The sequence below is a fragment of the Streptomyces yerevanensis genome, assembly GCF_000716805.1.
GTDB classification, from domain to species: Bacteria; Actinomycetota; Actinomycetes; order Streptomycetales; family Streptomycetaceae; genus Streptomyces; species Streptomyces flaveus.
This window is the reverse complement of record NZ_JNWJ01000005.1, coordinates 122,219-140,929: the sequence shown is the minus strand read 5'-3', so window position 1 is coordinate 140,929 and position 18,711 is coordinate 122,219. Positions and strand designations below refer to the sequence as shown.

Below are 18,711 nucleotides of genomic sequence, written 5' to 3'. Positions count from 1 at the left end.
TCCGTTGTGGCTGGTCGCGCAGTTCCCCGCGCCCCTGAAGGGGCGCTCCCGCTCACCTCCGTTAATAAGGAACCCAACCATGCGCAAGTCATCGATCCGCCGCAGCGCCGTCGCGCTCGCCGCCGTCACCTCGCTCGCCCTCGCCGCCACCGCCTGCGGCGGCGGCACCACCAAGGAGGACGTCAGCAAGGAGGGCGGCGCCGCCGCCACCGCCGGCAAGGCCGACCCGAACGCCGAACTGAAGAAGGGCCTGACCGTCGGGTTCCTGCCCAAGCAGGTCAACAACCCGTACTTCACCACCGCCGACAAGGGTGGCGAGGCGGCCCTCAAGGAGCTGGGCTCGAAGTACAAGGAGGTCGGCCCGTCCAGCGCCACCGACACCGCAGGACAGGTGAGTTACGTGAACACGCTCACCCAGCAGCAGGTCGACGCGATGGCCGTGTCCGCGCAGGACCCGGGTGCCCTGTGCACCGCGCTCAAGCAGGCCATGAGCAACGACATCAAGGTCGTCACCTACGACTCCGACACCAAGCCCGACTGCCGCAACGCCTTCGTCTCGCAAGCCAGCGCCGAGGACCTGGGCCGTACCGAGGTGCAGCTGCTCGCCGAACAGATCGACTACAAGGGCGAGATCGCGGTCCTGTCCGCCGCGCAGACGGCGACGAACCAGAACGTCTGGATCGACTTCATGGAGGACGAGCTCAAGGATCCCAAGTACAAGGACATGAAGCTCGTCAAGGTCGCCTACGGTGACGACGACGCCCAGAAGTCCTTCCAGCAGACCCAGGGCCTGCTCCAGGAGTACCCGAACCTGAAGGGGATCATCTCCCCGACCACCGTCGGCATCAAGGCGGCCGCCCAGTACCTGTCCGGCTCCAAGTACAAGGGCAAGGTCAAGCTGACCGGCCTCGGCACCCCGAACGACATGCGCAAGTACGTCAAGAACGGCACCGTCGAGGCGTTCGAGCTGTGGAACCCGGCGGAGCTCGGCGAGCTGGCCGCGCGTACGTCCGTGGCGCTGGCCTCGGGCCAGATCACCGGCAAGGAGGGCGAGAAGTTCACCGCCGGTGACATGGGCGAGTACACCATCGGCAAGGACGGTGTGATCAACCTCGGCAAGCCGACCGTGTTCGACGCGAAGAACATCGACGACTTCAACTTCTAGGCCCCGGAGGGTCCTTGATGCAGCGCGTGTGCTTTCTGCTGAAGGTCCGCAAGGACCGGATCGCCGAGTACCGCGAGCGGCACGCCGCCGTGTGGCCGGAGATGCTCGAAGCTCTCTCGGCCACCGGCTGGCACAACTACTCGCTCTTCCTGCGCGAGGACGGCCTGCTCGTCGGCTATCTGGAGACCGAGGACTTCGCGGCGGCCCAGGCCGGCATGGAAGCCGCCGAGGTCAACGCCCGCTGGCAGGCGGAGATGGCGCCGTTCTTCGAGTCGCTGGACGGCGCCCGCCCCGACGAGGCCATGAAACCGCTCACCGAGGTGTTCCACCTCGCCTGACGCAACCCGCCCCACGGAAGTGCTCGATCTCGCCCGACAAAGGAGTCCCCCGAGATGAGAAGACGTACGCTGCTGGCCGGCACCATCCTCAGTGCCGTGGCCGGCCCGGTCATCGGCGCCGGTGCCGCACGGGCCGCCGATCCCGGCCCCTCGGTCACCCGCATCGGCAGCAGCCGCCTCGACGCGCAGGCCCTCTTCTTCGTGTCGTACGACGGTCTGGTCAACAACAACTCGTTCCAGAAGAACGGCCTGTTCACGTACAAGGGCTACCAGTACGCCGCCTGGTACACCGCCGACCGCAACGCCGTCGTCGGCCGCCGCGCCCTCGGCGCGAGCACCTGGTCCACCGTCAAGGTCGGCCACACCCTGCGCTACAACGACTCCCACAACGTGATCTCCATGGGCGTCTCGAAGACCGACGGCCGGCTCCACCTCAACATGGACTCGCACAGCGACGGCTTCACCTACGTCAAGTCGGTGGCCGGGCTCCTCGACAACCCCGCCGGGCTGAGCTGGACCACGAGCCGCTTCGGCGCACCGCAGTCCACCCTCGACGGGCTGGCGCTCACCTCGCAGTTCACATACCCGCAGTTCATCTCCACTCCCGAGGGCAGGCTCCAGCTCAGCTACCGCGTGGCGGTCTCCGGCAACGGCCGCAACGCCCTCGCGGAGTACGACGGCACCAGGTGGACCAACCTCGGCGAGTGGACGAGCTCCACCGGCACCTACAGCAGCGAGCACGGCTCCAGCACGGCCCGCAACATGTACCTGCACGGCATCGACTACGACGGCAACGGGCGCCTGCACGCCATGTTCACGTGGCGTGAGCAGAACGGCGCCGTGATGTGCAACGGCGGCGGCATCACCAACCACGACACCGGTTACGTCTACTCGGACGACCGTGGCCGCACCTGGCGCAACAACGCGGGCGCGGTCGTCGGCACCACCGGAAGCTCCGACCGCGTCTCCGTCACCGACGCAGGGCTCGTCGTGGATCCGCTCAACCCGGACCACTCGCTGATGAACCAGGAGAGCCAGTTCATCGACTCGGCCGGCCGCCCGCACGCCATCATCAGCTACGTACCGGGCCGCTTCGGCCAGTGCACGACGAACTACGTCGCGAACCGGACCGCCAACGGCCGTGCCTTCCTTGTCCGCAAGAGCTCCTCCGGCGCCTGGCAGAAGACCGAGATACCGGTGCCGCTGAACTCCAGCCAGCGCACGAAGCTCGTCCTCGACAAGTACAACAACGCGTACGCGATCTTCCCGTTCGGCCGGATCGCCGGTGCCTCGGTGGCCTCCGGACACACCGACTGGACGATCCTGTTCGACGGCGCCGGGCTCAATGCCTTCGGCGAGGTGGTGATCGACGAGATGCGGATCGCGCAGGACGGGGTCCTGTCGGTCATGTACCAGGAGAAGTCCAGCGGTACGACACCCTCGGCGCTCCATGTCGTCGACTTCCGGCTGCCCGCGTGAGCGCAGCTCGTGGCGGTGGGCGCGCCGGTAATGTGAGGTCCTGCCCGCCGTCCCTCGTCACCCTGGAGGTCCCTGCCTGATGGCTCATTCGGTGGGTATCAAGGACGTCGCCCGTGTCGCCGGAGTCTCGGTGGGCACCGTGTCGAACGTGATCAACCGGCCGGACACGGTGGCCTCCGAGACCCGTGCCCGCGTGCTGTCCGCGATAGACCGGCTCGGCTATGTCCGCAGCGAGTCGGCACGGCAGCTGCGGGCCGGGCGCAGCCGGATCATGGGCCTGCTCGTCCTGGACATGGGCAACCCGTTCTTCGTGGACGTGGCACGCGGCGCCGAGCGCGCCGCCCGCGACGCCGGGCTCGGCGTGATGGTCTGCAACAGCGCGCAGAGCCCGGGCGAGGAGGCCGAGTACCTGTCGCTGTTCGCCGAACAGCGGGTACGGGGCGTGCTGTTCACGCCCGCCGACGCGACCGGGCGGAACATCGCGACGTTCCGCCGCCACGGCATCCCGTTCGTGCTCGTCGACCGGGTCGCCGAGGGCACCACCGAGTGCTCGGTGTCGGTCGACGACGTGGCGGGCGGCGCACTGGCCGTACGGCATCTGATCGACGCCGGGCACCGCTCCATCGCGTATGTGAGCGGGCCGCCCGGACTGAACCAGGTCAGGGACCGGCGCACAGGCGCGCTGAACGCGCTGGCCGAGGCCGGGCTCGGCGCCGACCGTCTTCGTGAACTGCCCACCGAGCGGCTCGACGTGGCCGCGGGCCGCGACGCCGGCGCCCGGCTCCTCGGCCTCGCCGAGCGCCCGACCGCCGTCTTCTGCGCCAACGACCTGCTCGCGCTCGGCGTCCTCCAGGCCATGTTCGCGGCCGGCGTCTCCGTCCCCGACGACCTCGCGATCGTCGGCTACGACGACATCGAGTTCGCGGCCGCCGCCGCCGTCCCCCTCACCTCCGTACGGCAGCCCGCCGTGACCATGGGCGCCCTCGCCGCCGAACTCCTTCTGGAGGAGACCGAGTCCGAGACGGCACCGGTCCCGCACCAGCACCGAAACGTCGTACTCCAGCCGGAACTCGTCGTACGCCGCTCCAGCCTGCCCCCGCGCTGAGGACCATGTGCTGAACTGGCCCCGAAAGCGTCCGTACATCCTCGGGAGCCGCAGTGAGCGTCAGTTACCGTCAGCCCGGCGCCGTCCTCATCGACCGCCGCTTCACGGTGCCCCTCGACCACGACGCCCCGGACGGGGAGACGATCGAGCTGTACGCCCGTGAAGTCGTCGCCACCGACAAAGCCGAGGCTGACCTGCCCTGGCTGGTCTACCTGCAGGGCGGCCCCGGCTTCGGCGCCAACCGCTTCATCGGCAAGCAGGCCTGGCTCGGCCGCGCCCTCAAGGAGTACCGGGTGCTGCTGCTCGACCAGCGCGGCACCGGCAACTCCACACCCGCCAACCGTCAGACGCTCCCGCTGCGCGGCGGCCCGAGCGAACAGGCCGACTATCTCGCGCACTTCCGCGCCGACTCCATCGTCCGCGACTGCGAGGCCATCCGCCCCACGGTCACCGGCGGCGACCGCTGGACGGTTCTCGGTCAAAGCTTCGGCGGTTTCTGCACGGTGACCTACCTGTCGTACGCGCCCGAAGGCCTGCGCGCCGCGCTGATCACTGGCGGGCTGCCCTCCCTGGACGCACAGGTGGACGACATCTACCGGGCCGCGTACCCGCGCATCGAGCGCAAGGTCGCCGCGCACTACGCCCGCTACCCGCAGGACGTCGAACGGGCCCGACGGATCGCCGAGTACCTGCTGGCGCACGAGGTCGTCCTGCCGAACGGCTACCGGCTCACCGTCGAGGCCTTCCAGTCCCTCGGCAACGTCCTCGGCAAGAGCGACGGCAGCCACCGCCTCCACTACCTCCTGGAGGACGCCTTCGTCCGCACCCCGCAGGGCCCCGCCCTCTCCGACGCCTTCCAGGAGGAGGCCCAGGGGCTCCTGTCGTTCGCGGGTCACCCGCTGTACGCGCTCGTCCACGAGGCCTGCTTCGGGCAGGACCCTCGGCCCACCGACTGGGCTGCGGAGCGGGTGCGTGCCGAGTTCCCGCAGTTCGACGCGGCCAAGACGCTCGCGGGCGACGGGCCGCTGCTGTTCACGGGCGAGTCCGTGCACCCGTGGATGTTCGACAACGACCCGGCACTGCGCCCGCTGCGCGAGACCGCTGGGGACCTGGCCGAGAACAGGGGCTGGCCCCCGCTGTACGACCCAGCCCGCCTCGCCGCCAACGAGGTCCCCGTCGCCGCGGCCGTGTATCACGACGACATGTACGTCGACACCGAGCACTCGCTGCGGACGGCGCGGAGCATCCGGGGGCTGCGTACGTGGGTGACGAACGAGTTCGAGCACGACGGGGTACGGGCGGGCGGTCCGCGCGTACTGGACCGGCTGATCGCCATGTCGCGGGACGAGGTCTGAACGGTTGTCGCTCTGCCCGGTTTTTGTCCGGCGCGCACGACCGGGCCCCACTAATCTGCGCACCATGACGGAGCCGACGAACGACCAGCTGAGGCTCATGCCCGACGACTGGCAGCGCGCTCTCGCCGTGGTGGCCCATCCGGACGACCTCGAGTACGGCTGCTCGGCCGCGATCGCCGTGTGGACGGACGCGGGCCGGGAGGTCGCGTATGTGCTGGCGACCCGTGGTGAGGCGGGCATCGACACGCTGGACCCTGCCGAGTGCGCGCCGCTGCGGGAGCGGGAGCAGCGGGCCAGTGCGGCCGTCGTCGGGGTGAGTGAGGTGGAGTTCCTCGACCACAGGGACGGGGTCGTCGAGTACGGGATCGCGCTGCGGCGGGACATCGCGGCGGCGATCCGCAAGTACCGGCCCGAACTGGTCATCACTCTCAACCACCGGGACACCTGGGGCGGGGCCGGCTGGAACACCCCGGACCATGTCGCCGTGGGACGGGCCACGCTCGACGCCGCCGCTGACGCGGGGAACCGCTGGATCTTTCCCGAGCTGGCCGACCAGGGCCTCGAGCCCTGGAACGGGGTCCGCTGGGTCGCCGTGGCCGGTTCGGCGAGCCCCACGCACGCGGTGGACGCGACGCCGGGGCTTGAGCGGGCGGTGCGGTCTCTGCTCGAGCACCGCACGTACATCGAGGTGTTGACGGACGAGGATCCTGAGACGTACGTCCGTGGCTTCCTGATCGGCTATGCGCAGGAGATGGGCGAACGCTTCGGCGGGAAGCCGGCCGTGGCCTTCGAGCTGTTCGGCCGGTAGGTCCTTCGAGCTCTTCAGTTGGTAGGTCAGGCGGCCACGGTCAGCGGGCCGAGGTCGCGGTGCGGGTTGACGACGCGGCCGTCGGGGAGGATCTCGCCGGTGTCGTCGAAGACGATGGTGCCGTTGCACAGCCGGTACCAGCCCTGCTCGGGATGTGCGGACACGATCACGGCGGCGTGGTGGTCGGGGCTCTCGGCGGTCGGGCACGGCGGCTGGTGGGTGCACATGACGCTCTCCTCGGGTTCGGGTGGCTCGTATCTATGGGCTCGTATCTCTGTAGTAGCGGAGCTTGTTTTCCTCTGTATGTGGAGACCCCCACAAGGCCGGAAATTCATCGGTGAGGATTCGTTCGGCGGAGGGGAGCCGGATGGGTCCGGCCGAGCCCGACGTAGGCTGTCCGGCATGCCGGACCACCCCCTTGACCTCCACGATCTGCGCGCGGACTGCACCCGCTGCTTCGGCCTTTGCTGTGTCGCGCTGCCCTTCTCGGCCTCGGCGGACTTCGCGGTCGACAAGGAGGCCGGGAAGCCCTGCTCCCACCTGCGCACCGACTCCCGCTGCGGCATCCACACCGAGCTGCGGCAGCGCGGCTTCACCGGTTGCACCGTCTACGACTGCTTCGGCGCCGGGCAGCAGGTCTCGCAGGTCACCTTCGGCGGCCAGGACTGGCGGTCGGGGACGCCGGAGCGCGCCCGGCGGATGTTCGACGTCTTTCCGGTCGTACGGCAGCTGCATGAACTGCTCTGGTACCTGTCGGAGGCGCTGACCCTGCCCGCCGCCCGCCCGGTGCACGCCGACCTCCGCCGACTGCTCCGCGAGACCGAGCGGCTCACGCGCCAAACCCCGGAGGAACTCGGCGAGTTGGACGTGGGTGCGCACCGGCAACAGGTCAACGAACTCCTGCTGCGGACGAGCGAGCTGGTGCGGGCGGGCACCCGTGGCCGCAAGAAGGACCGCCGGGGCGCAGACCTCATGGGCGCCCGCCTCAAGGGAGCCGATCTCCGGGGCGCCAACCTGCGCGGCGCCTACCTCATCGCCGCCGACCTGACCGGCGCCGACCTACGGGGCGCGGACCTCATCGGCGCGGATCTCCGCGACGCCGACCTCACGGACGCGGACCTGACCGGCGCCTTCTTCCTGACCCAGCCCCAGCTCAACTCGGCTCGAGGGAGCGGGAGTACGAGGCTTCCGGAGACGGTCACCCGACCCGTGCACTGGACAGCGCAGCTCTGAGGACGATCGCCCGTCCGCTGAGGTCGATGGGCCTCCTTCCTGTGAAAAGAGCGTCTCGGGAACTCTGTGTGTGCCTGAGGGTTTCAGGCTTTTCGGGCGCGGCGTGGCCGTGTGCCGCCGTGGTGGGGTCCGAACCTCGGAGTGAGGGGGTGGACCTCGGTGGCGTGCACGTGGTGGAAGCCGGTCCGCTGGGCGGCGCGGGTGCGCCGCCGACAGGTTCCGCGGGAGAGCCGCACCCTGCCGGCCGGAGCAAGCTCCGGCCGGTTGTCGGGGGCGGGTACTCCATGACCTGGCACCGGCCCGGTATGGGCTGGTGCCTGGGTGTCATGCCCCGCCGGACGCTTTACCGCCCCGGTGGGGGTGGTGGCGGGGACCGTACGCACCTCGGGCATACGACGGGAAGTCTGAGACCGGCTGACCGGGGAGGGCCGGGCCGGAGTGGGGCGGGATTTTCCCGGGGTGGCCTTTGCCCCAGCCGGCCGGGGCGGCGCGGCTGCCTGTCGGCGGGCGCGGCGCAGGCGGCGGGTGGTCTTCTTCGGGCGGCGCACCGCGGTGACGGTGCCGTCGACGGTGGTGCGGAGGGTGCGGGCACCGGTGGTGCGGTCGGTGGTGGTGTGGGCCTGGGCGAGCAGGCCGCGGGAGACGATCCGGCGGGCGGCCGCGTGGTCCCGGTCGATCGACAGGTGGCAGCCGGGGCAGTGGGCCCAGGCCCAGCCGCGCACGTGGAGCCGGTCCGGGGCCGGGTGGTGGCCCAGCGGGCCCAGGCATTGCGGGCAGCGGGCGGAGGTGCCCCTTGCGGGGACGGTGACCACCGCGAGGCCCGCCTTGGCGGCCAGGTGCCGGATGGCCTCGACGAGGGTGCCGCGCACCTGTCCCGACAGCCTCGCGTTGCCTTGGCGTTTGCCGCGGGTCTCGAGGGTGGCCAGGTCTTCGAGGTAGATGACGGTGGCGCCGAGTGTGAGGGTCTGGTCGACGGCCCAGCGGGCCGCGGACCAGACCAGCGCCTGATTGAGGTGGCGGATGCGGGCACACACCCGCGCGTGCTCGACCTCCAGCACCGCGGCCCGGTCAAGGAGCCGACCCCAGGCGAGGTGCGGGGAGCCGAGTCCGTCCGCGAGGGCCCGGTAGTGGTCGCGTCGGGCGGCGAGGTGTTCGCGGTGGCGGCGCAGCCGGTGCAGTTTCGCGCTGACGGCGGTGGCGTCGAAGAGCAGGGGGCGACCGTCGGTGACCACCCGCGCCTGCCCGGCCCTGCCGGTCAGGCGGCCCACCGTGCCGGTGAGCAGGGTGTTGACCCCCCAGTCGAAGCCCACCGTCACGGTGTGCCCGGCGACCGGAGCGGCGGAGAGCGGCCGGGAGTGCGGCAGGTCCACGGCGATCCGCCCGCCGCGGGTGGGGCGCAGGGTCGGGGTGTGCAGCACCGCATCCGCCTCGACGGTGCCCGGCAGGCGTAGGTCGAGCACGTGCCAGGCCCAGTCCCGGCCGGAGCCGGGGGCGGCGCACAGCGGGAGTTTCACCCGCAGCCGGGCCAGCCCTGCATCCACCCGCTGCAGGGTGACCTGCTGGCGGTCCATCGCCGCCAGCAACACCTGCGCGGCGATCTCGGGCGGCTCCTCCAGCTCACACAAACCGGCGGGCAGTTTCCCGTGTTCGGCCAGATACGCGCGCACCTGCCGGGTGCGGTTGCGGATCTCCGCATTGCTGACCCCGGTCGGCAGCAGGGCCCGCAGTGCCTCCCACTCCGCCCCGGTACGCCGGTGGGGGTCGGCGGGCCAGGTCGCCAGGACGGCCGCCAGCAGGGCGCGCCGGTGCCCGGCCAGCCGCAGGGTGCGCGCCGCGTACTCCTCCGCCCCGCGGCGCACCCGGTCCGACACGTACACCCCCTCCGCGAGAGCCGCCGTGTGCTGCCAGCCCAGGCGGCGCAGCGCCATCCAGCCCTTGGACGGCAACGGCTCGCCCCGCCCGTCGACCCCGGCGGCCAGCACCTGCAGCGAGGCCTCGTCCCACCGGGCGGCCACCAGTGCGGAGGTCAGCTCGCGGCTCAACTTGGCGAGAAACCCCACCCGTTCATGCAGCAGGGCCTGGCCGACATGCTCGCCGCTGCCCTCGACCACGCCGCCGAAGGCGGTGCACGGCGCCGTCGCCACCAACCGTCCCACGCCCACCACCCCCTGCCCGGTCCCGAACGGGGCACATCCGTGCACCCGATCGGCCTAACGACCGACCTCCGCACAAAGACACGCACCCGACCGACCACGCCCGAATCGCACAGGAAAACGCAGCAAAACCGCCAACAGTTGAAGACCCTGAACTGGTTGGCCTGAGCCCAGATCTTAGGTAAGTTAGGCAAGGCTTACCTAAGGGAGGTTTGGGATGGGTGACCGTCACACGTGGACCGCCGTGCCGGCAACGGCTCAGCGTGCCCGCTCCGTGCTCGCCACGGCCTGGTCCTGCGCGGTGACCGCCGAGGGCGGCCGCGAGGAGTTCATCGGCGTCCACACCGTCGCCGAGGACGGCCGCGTGCTGCTGCACCTGCCGGACGACAGCATGCTCACTGCGGCCGCGATCTGCGCGCCGCGCGGAGAGCCGTCCGCCGTCCTCGAGTTCGCCGACGTGGCGCCCGTCCCCGTACGCAACCGCATCCGCGCCCGGCTCTGGATGGCCGGCTGGTTCAAGCCCGAGGAGGGACACCTCGCGTTCAGCCCGACCCGCATCGTGCTGCGCGACGGCGGCGGGGCGGTCGTGGTCGACCGCGACGAGTACGCCCGAACCGAACCCGACCCGCTGGCCACCGCCGAGGCCCGGCTGCTGACCCACCTCGCCGACTGCCACCCGGACGCCGTCGAGCGGCTCACCCGCCTCGTCGAGCCCGACAACCTGCACGGCGCGGTACGCGTCCAGCCGCTCGCCGTCGACCGGCACGCGCTGACCCTGCGCATCGAGCGCTCACGCGACCACGGCGACGTACGGCTGCCCTTCCACCGGCCCGCCGACGACCTCGGCCAGCTGACGGAACGCATGCACATCCTCCTCTCCCAGGCCAGCGCCGGAACCTGCCCCCGGGCGCTACAGCGGCAGCGCACAGACGGCGACGGGTGACGCGAACGGCTCGCCCGCGAGCCGTAGTTCGCCGGATTTCCCGTCGACGTGGAAGACGCTGACCGTGCTCGACTTCTGGTTCGCGGCGAACAGCAGATTCCCGCCCGGCGAGAAGGCGATGTGCCGCGGGAAGTCGCCGCGCACGGGCACGGTGTCCAGCAGGCGCAGCCGGGCCCCGTCCGCCTCGACGGCGTACCGGGTCAGGCTGTTGTGGCCGCGGTTGGCGAGATACGCGTACGAGCCGTTCGGCGTGACGAGCAGCTGCGCCGGGTAACTCGTGCCCTCGCCCGTGCCCGTGGGCTGCGGATCGCCCGGCGTCAGCCGTCCCGTCGCCGGGTCGTAGCCGCACACCGTGACCGTGTTGTCGAGTTCGTTCGCCAGGTAGGCGAAGCGGCCCCCGGGGTGGAAGGTGAGATGGCGCGGGCCCGCGCCCGGGCGTGTGCGTGCCTGGGAGACCGGGCGGAGGGTGCCCGCGGATTCGTCCAGGCGGTACGTGTAGACCGTGTCCGTGCCCAGATCGACCGCGAGTACATGGCCGCCGTCCGGGCTGGTGATGAACTGGTGCGCGTGCGGCCCCTCCTGTCCGGGGCCGGGCGGCGGGCTGGAGTGCGTCACCAGATCCGTACGCTCGCCGAGCGCGCCCGAGGCCTCGATGGGGTGCACCGCCACGCTGCCGGACCCGTAGTTGGCGCTCAGGAGCCAGCGCCCGCCGGGGTGCACGGACAGATGGGTGGGAGCGGCACCTCCCGTAGTGCGTGTACCAAGTACCTTGTGCTGCCCGCCTGTTGACAGCCGGACCGCCGTCACGCCGCCGTCCTCGCGCTCGTTGACCGCGTAGAGCGTACGGCCGTCCGGGTGCGCCGCGAGATAGGACGGGTCGCCGATGCCGGTGAGGGTTCCCGTGCCGGTGATACGGCCCGTGGTGATGTCGTACGTCGCGAGTCCGATGCCGGTGCCGCCGCCCTCGGCCGAGGTGTACGTGCCGAGGAAGAGCGGGCGGGGGCCGGTGGGGCGGGGCTTCGCGGAGGTGGAGGGGGACGTGGCACGCGCGGGGGTGGAGGTGGTGGCGGCCTCGGGGCTGTCCGGGGTGTCCTCCTGGGTGCCGCAGCCGGCCGGGGCGGTCACCGCGGCAGCCGCGAACGCCCCGACCCTGACGAAACGGCGCCTGCTGAGCGCGCCTCGCGCCGGTTCCGCACCCTTGCTCATGCCCGCACCTCTGGTCTCGATCGCCACGGCCGTGACAGCCACCTTGGCCGCTCGCGGCGGTGCGGGGCAAATGCGGCTCCGAGTGGCGGGTCAGGCAGCTCGGTCCGAGGAGGTACGTGGCTTCCGCCGGAGCCCCCGCAGACGGTGGCGCATGCGGGTCAGGCTGGGCATGCGTTCGCTCTGCTCGCGAGTGCAGCGGTCCAGTTCCTCCAGGAGCCGATCGGAGCGGCGCTCCATGTCGAGCTCGTCGAGGATCCGGGTGACCTCGGTGAGCACCGCGCCGTGCAGTTGCCACTGGCGCGCGTCCCGCTGCACCTCGTCGAGCATGAGCTGGGCCAGTTTGTCGCGGGTGGCGGTCGCCGAGGCCAGTTCGGTGGCGAGCCGGGCCTCCGCGGACTCCGCGCTGCGGCTGACGTCGGTGGTGACCAGGACGGCGAAGCTGACCACGGCATCGCCGACCTCGGCCAGCAGCTGCTCCACCGCCGCGCCGGTCTCCCGCTCGAACAGCCGCTCGTCGGGCTCACGCAGCCTGGCGAGGTCGGTGAGACTGCGGGCGAGCACCCGCAGGACCACCGTGCAGATCTCCAGCGTGTCGAGTCCGGTCCGCAGAACGACCCGGTGCAGCAGCCCTTCGCGTACCCGGGGATTGAGCTTCAGGCTGTCCTCGGCCTGCTTGAGGGCCGCGTCCACCTCGACGATGTCGTGGTCGAGGCGGCGGGCCTCGTACAGGCGTTCCGCCGCGTACGCCACGGGGGTGCGCCCGCCCGCCTCCTCGCCGACCAGCAGCATCAACTGCCGCATACGGCGGGCCAGATCCTCGATGGAGTCGCCGGCCGCGCCCACCCACACCGGGGGAGAGAAGAGCAGATTGCAGCCGAGCCCGACCACGGCTCCGATGACGGTCTCCAGCACTCGCGCCCAGGCCGTGTCGCCGACTCTGGTGACGCCGAGGACCAGCATCGCGCTGATCGCCACCTCGGGCACGAACTCGCTGACCCGCACCAGGTGGCCGACGGCCAGCGAGGCGAGGATCAGCAGGCCGAGGCTCCACCATGTGAGTCCGACGATGGCGCTGAACGCGATGGCGAGGAGCACGCCGGCCACCACGGAGTTCACCCGGCGTACGCCCGTGGTGAGCGTGGAGTAGAGGGTCACCTGGACGACGAGGAGTGCGGTCAGCGGAGCGGTGAGCGGTGCCACCTCCGGGCTGAACTGCAGCGCGACCACGTACGCGACCGTCGCGGCCGCGGCCGACCGCACGGTTTGGACGATCACCGGCTCCTGGCGCCACTTCGCGACCTGGGCCGCGGCGGCGGCCCATGCCTCACGTACATCCCGCATCTTTGGCCACTTCCCGTTCCGCAGCCGCACCGAACGTGTCCTGAGGGTGCGGCTCACCCGGAGGGACGGCGGGGACACACCGGCCGAGCGGTCAGTCTGACACGGCCCTGATGGCGGGCCGGGGCCAGGCCGGGTGGCCGGCCGGGGTCAGGTGTACAGCCTGTCCAGGAAGGCGGAGAGACGGCCCGTCGTCCGGGCGATCTGTTGCTCCACCGTGAGGCTCTCCTCGATGCGGAGTCCGGACTCCGGGATCTTCTTGCCGCGTACGTACAAGGAGCAGGCCAGGTCGGCGCACATGTAGACCCCGACGGAGTTGCCCTCGCGGCCTGCCGCGCCCGCTTTGCGCGCCGTCATCAGACAGACCCCGCTGCCCGGGTGGGTCGTCATGCACAGGGAGCACATGCTGCGGTGCAGGAAACCGCGCTGCGAGGACGGGAAGCGCAGGGTCACGCCGACGAGCCGGTCCTCGCGCTCGGTGACGAGATAGCTGCGGTCGGGCGCTCCCGGATCTCGCCAGCCGAGGAAGTCCAGGTCGTTCCACGGGCGTTCGGCCAGGTCGCGCGGTATCGCCAGGCGTTTGGCCTCTCCCTTGGAGCAGTTGATGAATGAGTTGCGTATGTCCTGCTCGGTGAGTGGTCTCATCGTGCGGGTCCTTCTGGGGGGTCGGGGCTGTCGGTCGGGCCGATGGCGAAACCTAGAAGTCCTAGGTTTTGGCCTACGCTACATAGCCGTATCGAGGTGCGCTAATGGATTTCGGGGATCGTACGCTGTACCCGAACCGGAGGCCGGACCATGAACGGGGTGGGGGCAGGATGTCGGAGGAGCGGGCTCAGCGGATCCTTGAGGCGGTCGGGGTGGCGGGGGAACGGCTTGCCCGCTGCCGGTCGTTGGACGGGGGAACGTACAACGCCGTCGAGGAGCTGCTGCTCGACGACGGCAGTCGGTACGTACTGAAGGTCCCGCCCCCGTCTGCCGACCCCGGTATGAGTCACGAGCGTGAACTGCTCGCCTCCGAGGCGGAGTTCTATCGTGCCGCCGCCGCAGTCGACGTGGTCGCACCGCGTGTGGTGGGCTTCTGTCTCGACGAGTCCGCGTCCACCGGGCGCTATCTGCTGATGGCGGCATGCCCGGGGGAACCGTGGGACTCCTCCATCACGGACGGCGAACAGGCTGGCCTTCGTAGGGAGTTGGGGCGGCAGGTGGCCCGACTCCACCGGGTGACCGGGCCCGGCTACGGATACCCGTCCGGTGCCCTCGGGCCGTTGGTCGAAGACTGGCGTACGGCCTTCACCACGATGTACGACGCCGTTCTGGACGACGCCCGCCGCTATCGTGCGTGGCTGCCCCGGCCGGTGGACGAGGTGGCCCGGACGGCCAAGGCCGCGTACGACGCGCTCGACGAGGTCTCGGAGCCGTGCCTCGTGCACTTCGATCTGTGGCAGGGGAACATCCTGGTCGAGCGCCCGGAGGGCAGCGCGTCACCCGTGATCGGTGGACTGATCGACGGCGAGCGCATGTTCTGGGGCGATCCGCTGGCGGACTTCGTCTCTCTGGCGCTGCTCGGCGACATCAAGCAGGACGAGGCGTTCCTGGCGGGCTACCAAGAGGCGGGCGGCCACGCCGAGTTCACCCCCGCTGCCCGTCGACGTCTCGCCCTCTACCGCAGCTACCTCTACCTGATCATGCATATCGAGCTCGTTCCCCGAGCCTCGGGCAAGGAGAACGAGTCCTGGGTCCGCAAGGTCGTCTCTCCGGAACTGACCGCTGCCCTGGCCGAACTCGAGGTGTAAGCCTCCGGCCTTGGCGAGCCCGGAACGGAAAGGGACCCCGACCGGACGGGGGAATCACGGTCGGGGTCCCACGACTTATTCAACGGGAAACTACTGGCGGGTGTTTCCAGGTCCGTGCAGGTCAATCGTGAGATGCATCACGATCGATGTCTCATGATCGATGCCTCACGTGCGGTGCGCCCGGCCCGGTCGCTCGGTCTCGGCCCAGATGTTCTCGGCCTGGAGCAGCAGGGTGCCCAGGACGGCGGCGCGGGGGGCGCCCAGACCGGCGTGGTCGCGCAGGCTCGCCTGCAGCGCCTCGTGCAGCTCCCGCATCGTCGCCTCCGCCCGGCGGTCAGTGCCGTACGCGTACGAACCGTCCTGGCGTCCGCCCGGCTCCAGCAGCCAACAGCTCTCGCGGTGGCAGGCTTCCCCGAGCAGGGCGAGCAGCCGGGCGTAGCTGCGCAGCGCCGTGCCGTCCGGCAGGTCGGCGGTCCGCTCGCTGTCGGCCGCGACCGCAAGCGCCCGGATCAGTGCCGCCACATGCCCGGTGATCCTGCTCCACCGCTCGTCCTCGTCCGCCGCCGGAACGTCCAGCGGCACCCGGTGGAACGCCCTCAGCCAGTCCCTCGTGAGCCGCAGGCTCTCCTGGCTCCAGCCCCTGGCCGCCTGCAGACCGTCGAGCCGGCGTGCCAGCCGGGCGGAGGCGCGCGACCAGTGCGCGGTGATCGACGCGTCCCAGTCGCCCTGCCTCAGGTCCTCGGCGATATCGGCCAGCACGTCACCCGTCTCCTGCGCGAGAGCCGCCAGGTTCTCGCGTACGTCGCGCAGGTGGACCGGCGGCAGGACCAGGGCGTTGACGGCGATCCCGATGGCGGCTCCGAGGGCGGCCTGAGCGAGCCGGTGGCTGATCGCGGAGGTCGTCACGGTGTCCGAGGAGAGCGTGAACAGGGCGGTGGTCGTGGCGTAGATGCCCTGGTCGCCGAAGCGGGGCCAGTTGGCGAGCAGCATCAGCACCGGGACGGACAGCGCGAGGGCGGCCAGGGTGTTGCCCGTGAGGGCCTGTGCAGACGAGGCCAGCAGCGTGCCGACGCAGATCGCCGCGAACTGCTGGGCCCCCTGCCGCAGCGAGCTGTAGACCGTGGCCTGCACCAGGACCACGGCCACCCAGGGCGCCATCAGCGCCATCGGATCGGCGAGCCATTCGTCCGCCACGATCCACGCGAGCAGCGCCGCCGCGGCGGCCTTGAGCGACTGCACGACGAGGTCGCGTTCCCTGCCCGGCTCCCGCCGGGCCCGCCGCGCGGCATCGGCCACGGTCAGCAACTCGTTCCGCACCCGGTCCTTGGCCTCGGTCACACGGATCATCAGGTCCGGGTAACCGGAGAGACGGGACGCGCACACATCCCGGCCCTCGGCGCTACGAGGTCACACCGGCCGGCACTTCCCGATGCCGCACCCACGCCGGCAGTGTCGCGTCACTCGGAACGGCTCCGCACAGCGGCCACCGGAGCCCCGCTGTGCCACCATGAAGTGGGAACCTCGTTCGGACGCCGGCCCTGTCGGCGCAGCCCAGTGCCACGACTGACATCGCCGCTCCGGCAGGCTTACCGGCGGCACGCGTGTGGAACCGGTGGGATCATGACTGAAATCGCAAGCCCCTACATTTCGCACCCGCGGATCATGGTGCTGGGCGTACAGCCCGGCAATCCGCCCTTCCGTATCGTGGAGATCGACGGTGCCGTCATCGGGGAGGCCAAGTCCTTCACCGACGTCCTGGTCGCCGCCGCGGCGTACGGCATCCCGGTGCACGACGCCGACGACCCCGAGGCCGTCCGCTGGGTGGGCGGCGACAAGCACACGTGGACGATCCACTAGCGTCCGCTGTGGCCCACGACACCCCGTGAGTGAGGGAACCGCGAGGAGCCGGCGGGGAGTCTTGCCTCTGCGAACACTGATCATCGATACGAGGAGACAGTGAACGTGGAGTTATCGGCAGTACGTCCCAGCCGCCGCGCGGTGCTCGCCCTCGGCGCCGGTACGGCCCTCGCCGCCGTGTCCGCGAACGGATCGGCCCATGCGGCCTCGTCGGGCGCGGTGGACGACATCTCGCGGGCGCTGAACGATCTCGAGCGGGAGCATTCCGCCCGGCTCGGGGTGTTCGGACGCAACACCGTGACCGGCCGGAGCGTGTTGTACCGCGCGGACGAATCCTTTCCGATGTGCTCGGTGTTCAAGACGCTCGCTGCCGCCGCCGTCCTGAGGGACCTCGACCGGCACGGCGAGTTCCTCGCCCTGCGCATCAGGTACACCGAGCAGGACGTCGAAGAATCGGGCGGCGCCCCGGTCACCGGCACGGAGGAGAACCTCGCGAACGGCATGACCGTCGCCGAGCTGTGCGAGGCCGCCGTCGCCTACAGCGACAACTGCGCCGCGAACCTCCTGCTCCGCGAACTCGGCGGCCCGACGGCCATCACCCGCTTCTGCCGCTCGATCGGGGACAGGACGACCCGGCTCGACCGCTGGGAGCCCGAACTCAACTCGGCCGAACCAGGGCGCGTGACGGACACCTCGAGCCCGGCCGCCATCGGGTGGACGTATGCGAAGCTCGCCCTCGGCGACGCCCTTACGCCCCGGGACCGGCGGCAGCTGACCGCATGGCTGCTCGCCAACACCACCAGCACCAACCGCTTCCGCGCGGGCCTGCCCGAGGACTGGGCCCTCGGCGACAAGACGGGCACCGGCAAGTACGGCACCACCAACGACGCGGGCATCGCCTGGACACCGGACGGCACACCGATCGTGCTGGCCGTCCTGTCCACGAAGCCCGATGGCGAACCCGACACCCCGATGGACGAACCACTCGTCGCCAAGACCGCCGCCCTCCTCGCGAAGGCGCTGGTCTAGCCGTCGCGAGGCGAGCGAACCGGACATGGTTCAGGCCGTGCCCTTGGGCTTGCGCGGGTGCACGGCCCGGCCCATCCGCCTGCCGAGGAGCAGATAACCGACCATCGCCCCGGTGGTGTTGAGCAGTACGTCATCGATGTCGAAGGCGCGCCCGGTGATCAGTGCCCCCTGCACCAGCTCGACGAGCAGCATCACCGCCGCGGTCAGCGCGAGCACCCGCAGGATGCCGCGCGCCCGGGGGAGTACCACGGGCAGCAGGATCCCGAAGGGGATGCCGAGGAGGAGGTTGCCGCCGATCTGCCTGGCCGCGTCGCGGAGTTCGGGCTGGTCCAGGTAGGCCCGCAGGGAGCGGCCGGGGTGCAGGTTGCTGTGCGTCAGCGCTTCGGAGGCGGGCGAGGGCTGGAGCGTGATCCGGGCCAGCGCGGCGGCGAACGCCACCATGGCGGCGACGGCTACCACCAGCACCAGCAGGCGTACGACGAGGGGGAGGGGACGTCGGCCGCTCGGCGCGGGCGCCGGCTTGCGGCCAGGCTTCGCCGTACGAGCCGTACGGGAGCGGGACTTTGAGGCGCTTGAGCGGGACTTCGGGGTGCCAGAGCCTGATTTCGGGGCACCTGAGCCTGATTTCGGGGTGCCAGAACGGGACTTCGGGGCGCTAGTACGTGGCTTCTGAGCACGGGCCATGCAACCCTCCAGCGTTCAAGTGACGCTTCAGCCAAGACAGTTACCCACGAAACGGTCGACGATGCCGACGACCGGGTCCGAACCGGTAACTCCGAGTTTTTCCCTGCGATACCGGGGGACTCCGGGCATAAACGCGTCGCGCGCCGCCGCCGGACGCCCCCCGGACGGTGTTTGGATGACGTGTCGGGCATACCGGGTGAAAAGAGTCAGTGGTTCGGAGGTGGT

The 18,711-nt window shown here is 70.7% G+C and carries 18 protein-coding genes; 11 read left to right on the top strand and 7 right to left on the bottom strand.

The window, feature by feature from the left end; translation table 11 throughout:
* Positions 1 to 79: 79 nt before the first annotated feature.
* From rhaS to OP79_RS06700, 6 genes are all read left to right on the top strand, one after another.
* Positions 80 to 1,165 (top strand): rhamnose ABC transporter substrate-binding protein, encoded by a 1,086-nt coding sequence (gene rhaS / locus OP79_RS06725; protein ID WP_033319049.1) that lies wholly within the window; start codon positions 80 to 82, stop codon positions 1,163 to 1,165.
* 17 nt (positions 1,166 to 1,182) lie between these two features.
* On the top strand, positions 1,183 to 1,503 hold the full coding sequence (locus tag OP79_RS06720) for an L-rhamnose mutarotase (RefSeq protein WP_033319048.1): 321 nt from the start codon (positions 1,183 to 1,185) through the stop codon (positions 1,501 to 1,503).
* Between the two features lie 54 nt (positions 1,504 to 1,557).
* Positions 1,558 to 2,982: a BNR repeat-containing protein gene (locus OP79_RS06715; protein WP_033319047.1), complete on the top strand. Its 1,425-nt coding sequence runs from the start codon at positions 1,558 to 1,560 to the stop codon at positions 2,980 to 2,982.
* 79 nt (positions 2,983 to 3,061) lie between these two features.
* Positions 3,062 to 4,087, top strand: coding sequence for a LacI family DNA-binding transcriptional regulator (locus OP79_RS06710; protein ID WP_033319046.1), 1,026 nt, complete (start codon positions 3,062 to 3,064; stop codon positions 4,085 to 4,087).
* A gap of 53 nt (positions 4,088 to 4,140) precedes the next feature.
* Positions 4,141 to 5,442, top strand: coding sequence for an alpha/beta fold hydrolase (locus OP79_RS06705; protein WP_033319045.1), 1,302 nt, complete (start codon positions 4,141 to 4,143; stop codon positions 5,440 to 5,442).
* A gap of 64 nt (positions 5,443 to 5,506) precedes the next feature.
* Entirely contained in the window at positions 5,507 to 6,250 is a 744-nt protein-coding gene (locus OP79_RS06700) for a PIG-L deacetylase family protein (RefSeq protein WP_033319044.1), read from the top strand.
* A 26-nt stretch (positions 6,251 to 6,276) separates the two neighbouring features.
* Here OP79_RS06700 and OP79_RS06695 read toward each other — a convergent pair whose 3' ends face one another.
* Positions 6,277 to 6,477, bottom strand: coding sequence for a DUF5999 family protein (locus OP79_RS06695; protein ID WP_033319043.1), 201 nt, complete (start codon positions 6,475 to 6,477; stop codon positions 6,277 to 6,279).
* Positions 6,478 to 6,652: 175 nt separating this feature from the next.
* Here OP79_RS06695 and OP79_RS06690 point away from each other — a divergent pair, with 175 nt between their 5' ends.
* Entirely contained in the window at positions 6,653 to 7,483 is an 831-nt protein-coding gene (locus OP79_RS06690; RefSeq protein ID WP_033319042.1) for a pentapeptide repeat-containing protein, read from the top strand.
* Between the two features lie 83 nt (positions 7,484 to 7,566).
* Here the strand turns inward: OP79_RS06690 and OP79_RS06685 are convergent, their stop codons facing one another.
* The gene (locus OP79_RS06685; protein ID WP_157857286.1) at positions 7,567 to 9,639 is read right to left on the bottom strand and encodes a zinc ribbon domain-containing protein; all 2,073 of its coding nucleotides are present in this window, start codon (positions 9,637 to 9,639) and stop codon (positions 7,567 to 7,569) included.
* Positions 9,640 to 9,853: 214 nt separating this feature from the next.
* Between OP79_RS06685 and OP79_RS06680 the strand changes: the two genes are divergently transcribed.
* Entirely contained in the window at positions 9,854 to 10,579 is a 726-nt protein-coding gene (locus OP79_RS06680) for a DUF2470 domain-containing protein (protein WP_033319041.1), read from the top strand.
* Here the strand turns inward: OP79_RS06680 and OP79_RS06675 are convergent.
* The 3 genes from OP79_RS06675 to OP79_RS06665 form a co-directional block, all read right to left on the bottom strand.
* The gene (locus tag OP79_RS06675) at positions 10,547 to 11,785 is read right to left on the bottom strand and encodes a lactonase family protein (protein WP_033319170.1); all 1,239 of its coding nucleotides are present in this window, start codon (positions 11,783 to 11,785) and stop codon (positions 10,547 to 10,549) included. The genes OP79_RS06680 and OP79_RS06675 overlap by 33 nt on opposite strands.
* Positions 11,786 to 11,875: 90 nt before the next feature.
* Positions 11,876 to 13,126 (bottom strand): aromatic acid exporter family protein, encoded by a 1,251-nt coding sequence (locus OP79_RS06670; RefSeq protein WP_033319040.1) that lies wholly within the window; start codon positions 13,124 to 13,126, stop codon positions 11,876 to 11,878.
* A gap of 147 nt (positions 13,127 to 13,273) precedes the next feature.
* On the bottom strand, positions 13,274 to 13,768 hold the full coding sequence (locus OP79_RS06665) for an FBP domain-containing protein (protein WP_033319039.1): 495 nt from the start codon (positions 13,766 to 13,768) through the stop codon (positions 13,274 to 13,276).
* 170 nt (positions 13,769 to 13,938) lie between these two features.
* Between OP79_RS06665 and OP79_RS06660 the strand changes: the two genes are divergently transcribed.
* The gene (locus OP79_RS06660; RefSeq protein WP_033319038.1) at positions 13,939 to 14,916 is read left to right on the top strand and encodes a phosphotransferase family protein; all 978 of its coding nucleotides are present in this window, start codon (positions 13,939 to 13,941) and stop codon (positions 14,914 to 14,916) included.
* Between the two features lie 165 nt (positions 14,917 to 15,081).
* On the opposite strand, the gene OP79_RS06655 is transcribed toward OP79_RS06660, so the two are convergent.
* The gene (locus OP79_RS06655; protein WP_033319169.1) at positions 15,082 to 16,263 is read right to left on the bottom strand and encodes an FUSC family protein; all 1,182 of its coding nucleotides are present in this window, start codon (positions 16,261 to 16,263) and stop codon (positions 15,082 to 15,084) included.
* A 273-nt stretch (positions 16,264 to 16,536) separates the two neighbouring features.
* Between OP79_RS06655 and OP79_RS06650 the strand changes: the two genes are divergently transcribed.
* Both OP79_RS06650 and bla read left to right on the top strand, forming a co-directional pair.
* Positions 16,537 to 16,773: a hypothetical protein gene (locus OP79_RS06650; protein WP_033319037.1), complete on the top strand. Its 237-nt coding sequence runs from the start codon at positions 16,537 to 16,539 to the stop codon at positions 16,771 to 16,773.
* Between the two features lie 105 nt (positions 16,774 to 16,878).
* On the top strand, positions 16,879 to 17,802 hold the full coding sequence (gene bla, locus OP79_RS06645) for a class A beta-lactamase (protein WP_033319168.1): 924 nt from the start codon (positions 16,879 to 16,881) through the stop codon (positions 17,800 to 17,802).
* A 30-nt stretch (positions 17,803 to 17,832) separates the two neighbouring features.
* Here bla and OP79_RS06640 read toward each other — a convergent pair whose 3' ends face one another.
* Complete coding sequence (locus OP79_RS06640; RefSeq protein WP_078491645.1) at positions 17,833 to 18,486, bottom strand: VanZ family protein; 654 nt, start codon at positions 18,484 to 18,486, stop codon at positions 17,833 to 17,835.
* Between the last annotated feature and the right edge of the window lie 225 nt (positions 18,487 to 18,711).